This window comes from Reichenbachiella faecimaris, from assembly GCF_900176375.1.
Classification (GTDB): domain Bacteria; phylum Bacteroidota; class Bacteroidia; order Cytophagales; family Cyclobacteriaceae; genus Reichenbachiella; species Reichenbachiella faecimaris.
Window position 1 is genome coordinate 730,429 of record NZ_FWYF01000002.1, and the last position, 14,522, is coordinate 744,950.

At 40.8% G+C, this 14,522-nt stretch carries 12 protein-coding genes; 8 read left to right on the top strand and 4 right to left on the bottom strand.

What is annotated here, in order from left to right:
* Positions 1–128 precede the first annotated feature (128 nt).
* On the bottom strand, positions 129–899 hold the full coding sequence (locus B9A58_RS10945) for an acyl-CoA desaturase (protein WP_084372883.1): 771 nt from the start codon (positions 897–899) through the stop codon (positions 129–131).
* A 141-nt stretch (positions 900–1,040) separates the two neighbouring features.
* Between B9A58_RS10945 and uvrA the strand changes: the two genes are divergently transcribed.
* The 5 genes from uvrA (at position 1,041) to B9A58_RS10970 (ending at position 8,042) form a co-directional block, all read left to right on the top strand.
* Complete coding sequence (uvrA, locus tag B9A58_RS10950) at positions 1,041–3,857, top strand: excinuclease ABC subunit UvrA (protein ID WP_139793838.1); 2,817 nt, start codon at positions 1,041–1,043, stop codon at positions 3,855–3,857.
* A gap of 45 nt (positions 3,858–3,902) precedes the next feature.
* On the top strand, positions 3,903–4,118 hold the full coding sequence (locus tag B9A58_RS10955; RefSeq protein ID WP_084372884.1) for a hypothetical protein: 216 nt from the start codon (positions 3,903–3,905) through the stop codon (positions 4,116–4,118).
* A complete protein-coding gene (locus tag B9A58_RS20785) occupies positions 4,105–4,527 on the top strand; it encodes a putative toxin-antitoxin system toxin component, PIN family (RefSeq protein ID WP_084372885.1) in 423 nt (140 codons plus the stop codon). The genes B9A58_RS10955 and B9A58_RS20785 overlap by 14 nt, the downstream gene beginning before the upstream one ends.
* Positions 4,527–5,699: an exo-beta-N-acetylmuramidase NamZ family protein gene (locus B9A58_RS10965; RefSeq protein WP_084372886.1), complete on the top strand. Its 1,173-nt coding sequence runs from the start codon at positions 4,527–4,529 to the stop codon at positions 5,697–5,699. The genes B9A58_RS20785 and B9A58_RS10965 overlap by 1 nt, the downstream gene beginning before the upstream one ends.
* Before the next feature lie 156 nt (positions 5,700–5,855).
* On the top strand, positions 5,856–8,042 hold the full coding sequence (locus B9A58_RS10970; protein ID WP_084372887.1) for a bifunctional alpha,alpha-trehalose-phosphate synthase (UDP-forming)/trehalose-phosphatase: 2,187 nt from the start codon (positions 5,856–5,858) through the stop codon (positions 8,040–8,042).
* Here B9A58_RS10970 and B9A58_RS10975 read toward each other — a convergent pair.
* Genes B9A58_RS10975 through B9A58_RS10985 form a run of 3 tightly spaced genes read right to left on the bottom strand, consistent with a single transcriptional unit; the run spans position 8,039 to position 10,211 of the window.
* The gene (locus B9A58_RS10975) at positions 8,039–8,524 is read right to left on the bottom strand and encodes a hypothetical protein (RefSeq protein WP_084372888.1); all 486 of its coding nucleotides are present in this window, start codon (positions 8,522–8,524) and stop codon (positions 8,039–8,041) included. The genes B9A58_RS10970 and B9A58_RS10975 overlap by 4 nt on opposite strands.
* Positions 8,525–8,578: 54 nt before the next feature.
* Positions 8,579–9,064 (bottom strand): DUF3703 domain-containing protein, encoded by a 486-nt coding sequence (locus B9A58_RS10980; RefSeq protein WP_245827065.1) that lies wholly within the window; start codon positions 9,062–9,064, stop codon positions 8,579–8,581.
* Between the two features lie 19 nt (positions 9,065–9,083).
* Positions 9,084–10,211 carry a DUF2911 domain-containing protein gene (locus B9A58_RS10985; protein WP_084372889.1) on the bottom strand — a complete coding sequence of 376 codons (1,128 nt, stop codon included), beginning with the start codon at positions 10,209–10,211 and terminating at the stop codon, positions 9,084–9,086.
* 245 nt (positions 10,212–10,456) lie between these two features.
* Between B9A58_RS10985 and B9A58_RS10990 the strand changes: the two genes are divergently transcribed.
* From B9A58_RS10990 to B9A58_RS11000, 3 genes are all read left to right on the top strand, one after another.
* Positions 10,457–10,900 (top strand): DUF1801 domain-containing protein, encoded by a 444-nt coding sequence (locus tag B9A58_RS10990; protein WP_084372890.1) that lies wholly within the window; start codon positions 10,457–10,459, stop codon positions 10,898–10,900.
* 237 nt (positions 10,901–11,137) lie between these two features.
* Positions 11,138–13,513, top strand: a complete 2,376-nt coding sequence (locus tag B9A58_RS10995) for a TonB-dependent receptor (protein ID WP_084372891.1) — start codon at positions 11,138–11,140, stop codon at positions 13,511–13,513.
* Positions 13,514–13,518: 5 nt separating this feature from the next.
* Positions 13,519–14,445 (top strand): DUF4249 domain-containing protein, encoded by a 927-nt coding sequence (locus B9A58_RS11000; protein WP_084372892.1) that lies wholly within the window; start codon positions 13,519–13,521, stop codon positions 14,443–14,445.
* The last annotated feature ends 77 nt before the right edge of the window (positions 14,446–14,522 follow it).

Sequence of the window (14,522 nt, forward strand, 5' to 3'; positions counted from 1 at the left end):
ATGCAACCTAGCGATTTATGAACAGTTTTGTCAACAACAAAATGACTGAACGGAATAGCTCTGATGTGAGTGGTCACAAAAAAGCCCCGATCAATGACCGAGGCTTTCAAAATTTTGTAGCAAAACGGCTAGGCAGCTTTTTTAAAGCTTTCTCTTTTTACAGAAACTTCAAGTTTCTTGATATGTATCATGCCTAGTTTATCCATCACCCACATGATCAAATATGTCGGGTCGATCTCGTGCCAACGCACACCACCAAAGTTAGCCCTGTTGCCATGTTTGTGATGATTATTGTGATAGCTTTCGCCCATCATCAAGAAATCAAATGGAAGTAAGTTTTTGGAAGTATCGCCCACTTTGAAATTCACATAACCATAGATGTGAGCAAACCAGTTGATGATTGCACCATGAATTGGAGCCATCAAAAATGCTGCTGGCAAAAACAACCATTGCCACCAGGCAGTTGCGAATGTATAAAAGAAGAGTGTATAGGCAGTACCCCAGGCAAGTCTTGAAATCCAAGACCTGGCAAATTTGTCAAAAGCAGTCCATTCTGGCACACCATCTGTAAAGCGTTTTTCAACTTCCATCTGCTTGCTCGTAATCGCTGAGTATGTAGTCTTGGTTCTCCACATCATGGCGAATAGGTTTTCGTCATATTTTGGCGAATGAACATCTTTTTCAGTATCTGCATAGGCGTGATGCATGCGGTGCATGGTGCCATATCCATAAGCACTTAAATAATTTGAGCCTTGGAAGAGCCAAGTTAGGAAGTAACAAAGCTTCTCTCCGAACCTTGACATAGCAAAGCTCTGATGCGCAGAATATCGATGCAAGAAGAAAGTTTGAAAAAACAAACCCCCATACCACATCACCAACATAAAAATTAATATTTCCATTTCAATTGTTTGTTTGCATATACAAGGACAGTATCAACCCTTGTTTGTGACAAAGTTCGGCAAAAAAATCAATATTTTTTGATCGTGTGTATTTTGGCATCCGTATCTCTATCTTTGCGGATTGTTAAAATTTCACTTTCGATGGCGGAAACACTAGAAAACCAGGTAGCTAAAAATATAGATCAATTGGATCCTCGGGACTTTATAATTATCAAGGGTGCGCGAGTCAACAACCTGAAAAATTTAAGTGTTGCCATCCCTAGAAATAAGCTGGTCGTAGTCACTGGTCTGTCTGGCTCAGGAAAATCTTCTCTGGCTTTTGATACACTTTTTGCTGAGGGACAAAGAAAATATGTAGAGAGTCTGAGCTCGTATGCTCGACAGTTTTTGGGAAGGATGGAAAAGCCAGAGGTTGACTATATCAAAGGCGTATCTCCTGCAGTAGCTATTGAACAAAAAGTGAATACCAGAAACCCCAGATCCACAGTGGGTACTACCACTGAGATTTACGATTACATCAAATTGCTTTATGCCAGAATAGGACAAACCATATCGCCAATCAGTGGTAATCCAGTAAAAAGAGACACTGTCTCCTCTGTGGTCAATGCCATTCATCAATATGAAGAAGGCACTAAATTTATGGTAAGTGCCCCATTAACATTGACAGCCGACCGCACACTTGAAATAGAATTCAATATCTTGTTGAGTAAGGGATTTACTCGTGTTCTTGTTGATGGAGTATTAGAGCAAATAGAAGATTTGGATGCGAAAAAAGTCGATCCAGAGAAGGTTGAAATTCTGATTGACCGTTTGAGTGTGAATAAGGAAGATGAAGATGCGACCTTCCGTTTGTCTGATTCAGTTCAGACTGCCTTTTTCGAAGGTCATGGAGATTGTATTATCCGCTTTCGTGAAGAAGGGTCCAGAAGGTTCTCAGACAGGTTCGAATTAGATGGTATGTCTTTTGAGGAGCCATCAGTCAATCTTTTCAGCTTCAACAACCCATACGGCGCTTGTCGCAAATGTGAAGGTTTTGGCAAGGTGCTGGGCATTGATCCTGATTTGGTGATTGCAGATAAGAACCTGTCCGTTTATGAGGGCGCCATTGTTCCTTGGAGAAGTGAGACCATGAAAAAATGGTTGCAACCGCTTTTACAAATCGCACACGATATTGACTTTCCGCTTCACCGTCCCGTCAAAGACCTTTCTGAGGAAGAATACAATCTGCTCTGGGAAGGCAAAGGAAAATTCGAAGGCCTATACGCTTTCTATGCCTTTATCGAATCTCAACTACATAAGATTCAATACCGAGTAATGCTATCACGCTATCGTGGAAAAACGACTTGTCCGGATTGTAAAGGTACTCGCCTACGAAAGGATGCTTTCTATGTAAAAGTAGGTGGCAAAGCGGTTTCGGAATTGGTGTTGATGCCGATCGATCGTGCGTTAGACTTTTTTGAATTACTCGAATTAAATCAGTATGATCAAAAAGTAGCCAAACGAATTCTCAAAGAAATCCAAAACAGACTGAGTTACATGAAGGAAGTGGGCTTGGGTTATTTGACTTTAAATCGCTTGACTTCTACTCTTTCTGGGGGTGAATATCAGAGAATTAAATTGGCCACATCATTAGGAAGTGCACTGGTAGGCTCTATGTATATTTTGGACGAGCCCAGTATTGGTTTGCACCCAAGAGACACTGCTCGCTTAGGCAATGTACTTGAAACACTTAAGCGATTGGGTAATACTGTGATTGTCGTAGAGCATGAGGAGGAGGTGATGAAACGTGCTGATCAGATTATTGATATTGGCCCAGCAGCGGGTATTCATGGCGGAGAGTTAGTTTTTCAAGGAGATTGGGAGGCCATTCTAAAAGAAAAAGAATCTGTTACGGCAAGGTTTCTGAACGGCATTGAATTTATTCCTACCCCTACCAGGAGACGTCCCTGGAAGCACAGTATTGACATTTTAGGAGCAAGAGAAAATAACCTGAAGCGGATTGATGTATCTATTCCTTTAGGGGTTTTAACTGTAGTAACAGGTGTGAGTGGCTCGGGCAAGTCGACCTTGATCAGAAAGATTTTATATCCAGCTTTGGGTAAAATAGTAGGGGTCACAGGAGAAGAGACTGGAAAATTTGGAGAGCTGGATGGTGACTACAAAATGATCCAACGTATGGAGATGATCGACCAAAACCCATTGGGACGGAGTTCTCGATCCAACCCAGTGACTTATGTCAAAGCATACGATGCGATCCGTCAACTCTACTCAGATCAGCCAACAGCTAAACAGCGAAATCTCAAACCAGCACATTTTTCTTTTAATGTAGATGGCGGACGATGCGAGACCTGTCAAGGCGAGGGAGAGGTAAAAATAGAAATGCAGTTTATGGCAGACCTGCATCTAACTTGTGATGAATGCAAAGGCAAAAGATTCAAAGAAGATATACTTGAGGTCACTTACAAAGACAAGCATATTGCTGATATACTGGATATGAGTATTGAGGAGAGCTTAAATTTTTTCGAAGATCAAAAAGCTATTATTTCTAAGTTGCAGCCACTGGATGATGTGGGATTGGGCTATGTGAAGTTAGGCCAGTCTTCCAACTCACTCAGTGGTGGGGAGGCTCAGCGAGTGAAACTCGCTTCATTCTTAGGCAAAGGGCAATCGGCCAATAAAGAAAAGATTCTTTTCATATTCGACGAACCAACCACAGGGCTTCATTTCAAAGACATTGAAAAACTGCTGGATAGTATCAATGCTTTGGTGAATCAAGGCAATACAGTGCTTATCATTGAGCACAACATGGAGATTATAAAATCAGCGGACTGGATTATTGATCTGGGGCCTGATGGAGGTGATCATGGCGGACAGCTATGCTTTGCAGGCACGCCAGAAGAGATGGTGAAATTGGACGATAACCATACTGCGAAGTATCTTAAGGAGAAGATACAATAGCCGTATTATCATCTGAAAGCTCAATTTTTTCGTATCTTTAATATTATGGAAACCCTGCGAATAGACATATTGAATCCTAAAGCTCGAAAGTTGCTGGATAGCCTACAAGAGATGAATTTGATAAAAATTTCTCAAGATGAAACATCAGATTTAAAGCAATTTTTGAAAAGCACAAGAAAATACGGCGATGAGGTTCCAAGCGAGAGCGAAATTCTTACGATGGTGAAAGAAGTAAGGGCGGAAGGCTATGGTGAAAAGTAAGTCGATTAGACTCATCATTGACTCTAACTTGTGGATTGGCTTTATTATCTCCAATAATTTAAACAAGCTCGATTCATACATTTATTCAAATAATACACGGATTATTTTTTCTGCAGCTTTGGTAAGAGAACTAAGACGGACGGGAACTAAACCAAAATTACAAAAGTATTTTGAACGATATTCGATTGATTTGATTTTACAGAAATTCGATAAGTATATTGATTTTCATGAGGTTATTAGCAAAGTAAACGTTTGTCGTGACCCCAATGATGATTTTTTGTTAGCCTTGGCCAAGGACGCAAAGGCTGATTTTTTAATCACTGGAGACAAAGATCTTCTAACCTTGAAAGTTTTTGAAAAAACAAAAATTGTTACATTTCAAGCTTTTGATCAACTGACGGCCAATTAATGATGCAAACAGGCCTAGAATCTCTCCAAAAAAATCATGCTGGCATCAATGGCAGTGTGGGCTATCTCTGTCATGCTGCCTCAGTAGATTCTAACTACGCCCATGGTATAGATGTTGTCAAATCCATTTTTGGTTCTAGGTTGAAGAAGCTGTTTTCACCTCAGCACGGATTATTTGCAGATGTGCAAGACAACATGGTTGAGTCCAATCATTTTCATCACAGCCATTATGACCTGCCTGTTTATAGTTTGTATTCCGACACTAGAAAACCTTCCAAAGAAATGCTAGAAGGATTGGATCATGTGTTGATCGACTTACAAGATGTTGGTACTCGAGTATATACCTATATCTACACGATGACCTATATGATGGAGGCTTGCGCTGAAAATGGAATAGAGGTGATCATCTTGGATAGACCCAATCCTATAGGTGGATTGAAAGTAGAAGGAAACATGCTAGACCAGACCTACAAGTCCTTTGTAGGGCGGCATGAGCTACCTATGCGTCATGGAATGACCATTGGCGAAGTGGCACTAATGGCCAAAAAACACTGGGGCATTGATTGTGCTCTTCGTGTTATTGAAATGAAAGGTTGGAAGCGTAGGCACCTCTTTTGGGATACCAAATTACCTTGGGTTCTTCCCTCCCCAAATCTTCCAAACCCAGAAACGGCCTTCCCATTTGTAGGGACTGTCCTTTTTGAGGGTACTAATGTTTCGGAAGGCCGAGGTACAACCAAGAGCTTAGAAACTATAGGCCACCCAAGTATGGCCAACTATGAATTGTTGGAGGCACTTAAAAAATCTTTTGAGGCCGCGGGATTAAGTGGTTTTATTTTACGACCCGTTTCGTTTATGCCCACTTTTCAAAAACATGCTGGTCAGGTATGCCACGGATATCAAATTCATGTGACGGATTATAGTGCTTTTTCGCCATGGCATGTGGGCCAGCTTATGTGTAGAGACTTTTATCAGCATCTGGGTAGGGACTTTCAATGGAAGCAACCACCTTATGAATACGAAGAGGAGTTGATGCCTATAGACATTTTGAACGGTACGGATCAAATCAGAAGATGGGTAGAATCAAATGGCACATTCACTGATTTGATATCCATAGAGTCTGAAGGAAAAACAGATTTTATAGAGAAAAGGTCTGAAATAATGATCTATTAATATTCATTTTACGAACTACTTAGTTTTTATAGTTAATTTTAAAGCCAGTTCGCCCAAAACTGATGTGTTTTCTCGGACACAAAATTGTGTAGCCAGTGCCTAATATCCCTAGGTCAATTGGTTTACTGATTTCTTTTTTAATCTCAAAATGAAAATATGGCTGCTAAGCAATCTTCAAAAACCATTATTGTTTCTAATAGACTACCAGTTCGAATTGTAAAAGAGGGTGAAAAATTGGCCTTTATGCCAAGTGAGGGCGGATTGGCAACTGGCCTGGGCTCAATTTACAAGCAAGGAGATAATATTTGGTTGGGTTGGCCTGGTGCGGTTTTGAATACCAAAGCAGAAGAGGCACAGACAAAGAAGGAATTGAAGGAGCAAAACATGGCGCCTGTTTTCCTGACCGAACAAGATATAGAACTCTACTATGAAGGGTTTTCGAATGAAACCCTCTGGCCGAACTTTCATTACTTCAATCAATTCTCAGAATTCAATCATGAATATTGGGAAGCCTATAAGGCCGTCAATCAGAAGTTTGCAGATCAGATTTTAAAAAATGCCAATCCAAATGATACGATTTGGATTCATGATTATCAGTTGCTGCTGCTGCCCGCTTTGGTGAGGGCAGAAAGGCCGGATATTTCCATTGGTTTCTTTTTGCATATACCATTTCCTTCTTATGAGTCCTTTAGGCTTTTGCCTTGGAGAAGAGAACTGTTGCTTGGCATGCTTGGTGCGGATTTTCTTGGTTTTCATACCTATGATGACACCAGGCACTTCCTGTCTTCAGTGAGTAGACTTGCTGGTATCGGCAATGAGCATGGCCATATCAACTATAATAATCGTCAGATCATGGCGGATGCCCTACCCATGGGAATCGACTATGACAAATACGCAGAAGTAGCCGCTGCACCCGAAACCTTGGAGCGTGAGGTAAGATATCGTACGAGCATTGGCAGTGAACAACTGATTCTCTGTATTGACCGTTTGGATTATTCCAAAGGAATTCCGCAGAGACTGAAGGCCTTCGAAAAATTGCTTGAACGCTACCCAGAGTATCTGGAGAAAGTATCTATTCTCATGGTGGTGGTTCCCTCTAGAGATCAAGTCGGAAAATACAAAGAACTGAAAGAGGAGATAGATCTTTTGGTCGGGCGTATCAATGGACAGTATTCTCGCCTTAGTTGGACGCCTATCCATTATTTCTACAGATCATTTCCACTGCATGCGCTATCCGCCTTTTACAGAATGGCCCATGTGTGTTTGGTGAGCCCAATGAGAGATGGGATGAATCTGGTATGCAAAGAATTTATTGCAAGTAAACTAGATAAAAAGGGTGCGTTGGTATTGAGTGAAATGGCTGGAGCATCTAAAGAGCTCTCGGATGCTTTATTGATTAATCCAAATAATCGTTATCAAATGGTGGAGGCAATCCGAGAGGCCTTGGAAATGGATGAAAAGGAACAAATGCAGCGTATGACTGTGATGCAAAACACACTCAAAAGGTATAATATTTACAACTGGGTAGATCTGTTCATGAATCGTCTGTCTATTGTGAAAAAAGCACAGCGTTCCCTGACGACCAAGTTGCTAGATGACAAATCGACAAACACAGTCAAATCAGCCTACAAAAAATCTAAAGAACCGCTTATATTTTTGGACTATGATGGTACGTTGCAAGGTTTTTATGGTGATCCACAAGCCGCCAAACCAGATGCAGAGCTATATAGTATTGTCAACGGATTGACCAAAAAGGCCAATGTGATAATCATTAGTGGCAGAGATAAAACCACACTTGGAGAATGGTTCAAAGAGTGCAAAGTAGATCTCATAGGAGAACATGGCGTATGGCTTAAGGCCTATAAAGAGGACTGGCATACCATTACCAACCTGACAGATACTTGGAAAGAGGCCATTAGTGAAGTACTGGATGGTTATGTGGCAAGAACCCCTGGTTCATTCATAGAAGAAAAGGACTACTCTTTGGTTTGGCATTACCGCAAGGTGGAAACCGGCCTTGGGGAGCTCAGAACCAGAGAGCTAACGAGCCATTTGAAATACCTCGCCTCCAACCAAAACCTTCAAGTACTGGAAGGAGACATGGTCGTGGAGATCAAGAGCACGGAAATCAACAAAGGTCGAGCAGCTCGCAACTGGATGAAACGCTACGAAGGAGCAGACTTCATTATGGCAGCAGGAGATGACTGGACGGACGAGGATACTTTCAAAGTGATGCCTTCTGATGCCTATACCATCAAAGTGGGTAGCTCCAATTCTGCAGCCAAATTTAGTGTGAATAACTATGAGGAGGTGAGGGAATTGTTGAAGAAAATGAACAGCTAAAGCCCTTTTGTCATCTCTTTCAGGTTGATGGACTCTCCTTTTTGAAAGAAGACCTCCCTCACCACATCCATGTGTCCCCATAAGTATTTGTGGCCTTTTAGGGCTTTGGTAGAGCGCATACGTCTTTTGAGTCTGGCTATTTCTTTGTCTGTCGCTTTTCTTCTCTCCCCTAGTTGACCATATAGTTTTACGGCTGGGTAGTTATCAAACCTGCGTTTGAATAATGATTTTACCCAAAACCATCTACTGCTATTGACACCCAATACACAGATGTTTTTATTGGATCTGGCATGTTTGGGCAACTTGGTTGGAAACATTTCAAAATAGAAACCTGCTTGATTGTCATTTAGAAAAAGAGAGCCAATAGGCGTCACTGTAGGATTATTTTCTTCATCTACTGACCCAATGGATACATGTAAGTTGGTTTTAAAACTTTGGTTGAAATGCTTTCTAATTTTTGACCAGTCGTTTGTTAGATTCATCAAGCTGTGGTTTGAATTCCTTTCTACATACGCAATTCACGGACTGGAGATGTACTATTTTTCTACTTCACTAAAAAGCTCTACGATATCTTCTGGAACCTGCTGTGGTTTGACCATAGATACCCTTGTACTTCCAATATTGCCAATAGGTACTTTATCAATAAATGAGAATGGTGCTCCAAGAATTAGACGTACAGTTTGGCCTAATACTTCCTTACAATTTCCAGTCCGAATGGCCAAAAGAAGCATTTTCCAATGTGTTTCTGTATGCTGGTATGGATAGCGCTGACCTATAATATGTGCTCTCTCCAGATGATGCCAGGCGCTTTCAAAATCCTGCCTGTTCAATGCTGTTTTGTATTGACCCAGTTCATTTTTGTACATAGGCTTTAGATGGGCGAGCATTTTGATATTCAACTTCATCTTTATTTTTTTAGTTACAAAGTTGTGAGAGATATAAAAGGAAGGCTTGTATGAACTGGCTGAGTTTTTGCCGACCGTACGATAAAAAAGGCCAGCAACTGCTGGCCTTTCAAACATATCCAAAATCGGAATTTTCTTATGATTCGTATGCGCTGGTATCTACCCCCATTTCTTTCAATAACTTGATTGAATTAGACTTGACATTGGCAGGAGGGTCTAGCGATAAAGACTTTTTCAGATTTTTAATGGCGTTTTTGTTGTCGCCTTTGGTTTTGTAGGCTTCTCCCAAACTATCCCAGCAGTTGGCATTTTTTGGGTTTCTTTTAGCATTCAAAGTGAAGTACTCTATGGCTTTGTCATACTTCTGCTGGCCTATCATCTGATAACCGAGGAAGTTGAGTTGACCTACATTGGCCAAAGCAACAGATTCATCTGTAATAGCCTGTGCTTCTGTTGTTTTTCCAAGTGCTGTCAGGATTTGACCCTTGGTAGCCAAGTTGTTGAAATTTTTGGTATTGGCTATTGACTGATCCACCCAAATCAAAGCCTGCTCTAACTCTACATTATTTTGTGCACAATAGTTGGCCGCCTGATTGAGTCCTTGCCAGCCAAAACCTGGGATAGACCTTAGTTCATCTTTAAAATTGGCTACCACGATGCTGTGTACATCATATTCTACTTTGAATGGAATGGCTTTTTTCTCCCACTTGAGTGCAAGGGTTGCGCTGGTATTGTCCATGGCAATTGCATCATAGCTCAATACTTCAGTGTGTGCGATATCCATGGTTTGAACATCTACTCTAAGTGCATCTTCAGCTTCTTTGTAATAAAAGCTACCCCAAGATGAAGAGTTTTTAGAAAAAATCACTGTGGCTTTGCCATCTTCATATATAGCCATGTGTAAGCCGTAGGTTCCTGCCTTCAAATCTTTGCCTTCTATTTTCACATCATCAGAAAAAGTAATGATTGTATTTTCATTGGCTCCTGCTCTCCAGGGGATATTACTTCCATCTACAAATGAGGTAGCCTCAAATCCCCAAGGCACGAGCGTGCCCCAGATTTGTCCAGTACGATCTGTCCCTCTGAGCGTAACTCTTGGTCTGGAGTATTTGATATTGACAGTTGAAATACCGATGGTTTGCGTCATTTCACCTGCTGGAACTACCGCTCTCGGCGTGGTCACGTTTTGGGCACTTACCTCCCAACACAGCATAGCGACAATCGCAGCTGTAAATAGTGCTTTCATGTTATTTTTTGTCTTCATAATATAAAATGGTTATGGTATTTGAATTTTTAACAATTAGTTAAACGTGTATCCAGTATGCCTGAGAAGATTTTGTGATAAACGGTAAATTCCGTGATAAAAGGGGTTTTGTATGTATTACTTAGGATGGTTAATCGTACCATATAAGCCCACTGGCTCGCATCTATCCATACCCTTACCTTCGAATAATCATTTTTGACTGTTGGTGTATTATGATTTAATTTTATTGAAAACCACAAATTGCCATGCAAAGCTCAGCGACATCTGTACAAGAGTATCTGGAATCTTTACCTGAAGACAGAAGAGAAGCCATTACTAGGGTAAGAGAAATCATACTTAAAAATTTACCCACTGGCATTGAGGAAACCATGAATTGGGGCATGATTAGTTATGAAGTGCCTCTGGAGTTTTATCCAGATACCTATAATAAAAAACCCCTACTGTTTGCAGCATTGGCTTCTCAAAAAAACCACATGGCTGTATATCTGAGTGGAATTTATTGCGATGAGGCCTTAAGAGAAAAATTCGAGATGGATTACAAAGCTTCGGGCAAGAAGATGGATATGGGCAAAAGCTGCGTCCGTTTCAAAAAGTTAGAACACCTTCCACTGGATGTTATTGGCTGGGCCATTGGAGCTGCTGACATGGAAACCTTCGTGCTCTACACCAAAGAGAGTAGAAAAAAGTAAAACCTCTATTCCTACATTATTTTATCACGGCCTGTGGGGGTAAAACCAGTTATAGTTTTCATGAATCTGGAAAACGATAAATTTTTAGCGTGATATGGTAACTTCTTGGGTGGAAATGCTGTCTTTCATAGTGTTATCTCGACCCATCAAATAGTGATAATCATTTAATTACGTGAAATAGAAAACAACATCGTCTTCTAAAAAGTCAAAACAACTAAAACAAATTTTTTAAACTCAATGAATAAACTTCTATTGGCCAAGCTTTTGGTGTGCTTTACGTTTTTTGCGCAAGCTCAAAATACCATCAGTGGCTATGTAAAAGATGCAAGCAATGGAGAAACACTGATAGGCGCCACCGTCTTAATCAAGGGCAGCTCCCAAGGTGTAATTACCAACGTGTATGGCTTTTATTCCATTACCCTTCCGGCAAATACATACGAGGTTGAATACAGGTATATTGGCTATCAGCCTACTGCTCAACAAGTAGATCTCTCAGAAAGCAGAAGAATAGACATAGAACTATTGTCTGACAGCCAGCAACTGGAAGAAGTAGTCATTTCTGCAGAGCCAGAAGATGTCAATGTTTCTGGTATGCAAATGTCTACCAATAAACTGGATATTGAAACCATTACCAAGATTCCATCCTTTATGGGAGAAGCTGATGTGCTTCGCAGTATCCAGATGGTGCCAGGGGTTGCGACTGTTGGCGAAGGCGCTTCAGGATTTAATGTGCGAGGAGGTAGTGTTGGTCAGAACATGGTTTTGTTAGATGAAGCACCAGTTTACAACTCCTCTCACTTGATGGGTTTTTTCTCTGTCTTCAATCCTGACGCAGTAAAAGACGTCAATCTGATCAAGGGAGGTATTCCTGCTAGGTATGGAGGAAGAATATCTTCTGTGTTGGATATCAGAATGAAGGAAGGAAATGTGAAAGAATTTCAAGGACAAGGGGGTGTTGGTACAGTTTTCAGTCGTTTGTCATTGGAGGCGCCAATCGTAAAGGACAAAGCATCTTTTATCCTGGCGGGTCGTCGGTCATATATAGATGTGCTGGCAAAGCCATTTACTGATGTATTTGACGGAGGAGCAGCACTCAATTTTTATGATTTAACAGCAAAAACCAACTGGAATATCAATTCCAAAAACAGAGTTTTTTTATCTGGTTATTTTGGTAGGGATGTATTCAAGTTTGATAAGCAGCAAGGGTTTAATTGGGGAAATAGCACGGCCACACTTCGTTGGAATCATATTTTCAATGATAAGCTGTTTGCCAATTTCACAGCATTTTATAGTGATTACGATTATGAACTTGCATTTGGCGAGGACGAAATGGACAAGTTCAGGTGGAGTTCCAGAATTTTGAATTATGACTTCAAGCCAGAGTTTACCTATTTCATGAATCCAAATAATGAAATATCATTTGGTGGGGAGGCACTTTTTTTCAAGTTTGAACCAGCCAATGTCAATACTGTAAATGTAGGTGAGGCGGCAGACAACAGTTTGCCCAGCAAGAACGCATTAGAAACAGCACTTTACATTTCCAACAATCAGAAAATTGGTACTGATATCGAATTGCAATATGGTGTTCGATTTTCCAATTTCAACCTGTTGGGCTCTGGCATGGCTTACACTTATGGAGATACAATTCCAGGTGAACGAAGACCTTTGCTAGACAGTACCTCCTATGATTCAAGAGAAGTGATGGAATCTTATCACAACCTTGAACCAAGATTAGCTATCAAATATCAATTCAATAAGAATAATTCGTTTAAGGCCAGTTATAATAAAACAAGTCAATACATACACCTGGTGTCTAACACGACAGCTTCTAACCCACTAGATGTTTGGAATCCAAGTAGCAATAATATAGAGCCACAAATCGGCCATCAGGTGGCCTTGGGCTGGTTTAGAAATTTTGGGCCTGACAATAATGTGGAATTTTCTGCTGAGGTGTATTACAGGAAGACCAAGAATCAGATAGATTATATAGACGGAGCCGAGTTGTTGATCAATGAATATATAGAAGGAGATCTTTTATCAGGAGATGGCAGGGCTTATGGTTTGGAATTGTATGCCAAGAAAAACACAGGCAGACTCACTGGGTGGGTGAGCTATACCTTGGCAAGAACAGAGTTAAAAGTAGATGGAATAAATAACGGGAACTGGTACCCCACTCGCTACGATCAGGCACATAATTTTAAGACAGCTGTTTTTTACGATCTGAACAAGAACTGGCAGTTTTCTGCAAATTTCACTTTTTTGACTGGCACACCTACTACATTTCCAACGTCAAGATTTGAACAGGCAGGTTATGTAATACCCTATGCCCATGGAGACGGAAGGAACAATTTCAGAATCCCGAGCTATCACAGGTTTGATCTCTCAGCTACCAAATACAATAAGACCGTTCGGAAAAATGGCAAGCCAAAACGATTCCACAGTCATTGGGTATTTGCTGTTTACAATGTGCTTGGAACCAAAAATCCGTTCTCCATTTATTTCACTCAAGCAGACGAGCGTTTTGCGCAAGGTCAGCCAGTGGATACCCAGGCCAGACAGGTTTCTATTATCGGCAGTATGATTCCTTCCGTTTCTTACAATTTTAAATTTTGATTAAAATGAAAAGTAATTTCAAATATTTAATACTATCCGCTTTCGGCATACTATCCGCTTGCGACGATCAGATTTATCCAGAACTAGATGACGCTCCAGAAGTACTGGTGGTAGATGCATGGATCGATGATCTGATGCAAGATCAAGTAGTAACGCTGAGCATGACACAGCCCTATTTTGAGAGTTCGGAAACAAAACCTGTGACAGGGGCCGAAGTGTACATTACTGATAATGATGGAAATCGATTTGATTTTATAGATGAAGGTGTAGGCCAATATGTTTGGTCTCCAATGACAGATGGGTTTGGGATTATTGGTAATACGTATGAACTGACCGTGGTATCGCGTGGAGATACATTTAAGGCAACCTCTATGAAAAACAGAGTACCCAAAGTGGATAGCATCACCTTTGAATACAACGAGGACAAAATTTTCGGAACGGTAGAGACTTATTATTCAGCCGAACTATGGGTGACCGATCTGATTGGCGAAGGAGATATCTATTGGATAAAGACTTTCAAAAACGAAGAGTTTTTGAATAAGCCTTCAGAGATAAGCCTGGCTTGGGATGCTGGATTCAACAAAAGTGCGCCCTTTGATGGAGACCCATTTATTCCACCAATTCGAAGCAGTATCAATCCAGAAGACTATGATGACAATGACGAGTTTATCTCTCCCTATGCAGATGGTGATTCGGTTTATGTAGAACTGCATGCTATTACAGAATCAGCGCGCAATTTTTTGAGCGAAGTCCAAATACAGACAAATAGAGAAGGGGGATTTGGGGCATTGTTTGCCACTCCACTGAGTAATGTGCCAACTAATATTAAAAATGAGACTTCAGACCGTTTGGTAGTAGGTTTCTTCAGCGTTTCGTCAGTAGAAACGAATGGCAATAAATTGGATGTAAGTCAGGTACCAAAAGAGAATTAAGAATTTGCAGTTTAGTTCGATTGAGAAAACCCGGACAGTAGGTCTGGGTTTTTTTATTGTACGATCTGTGTATTCAT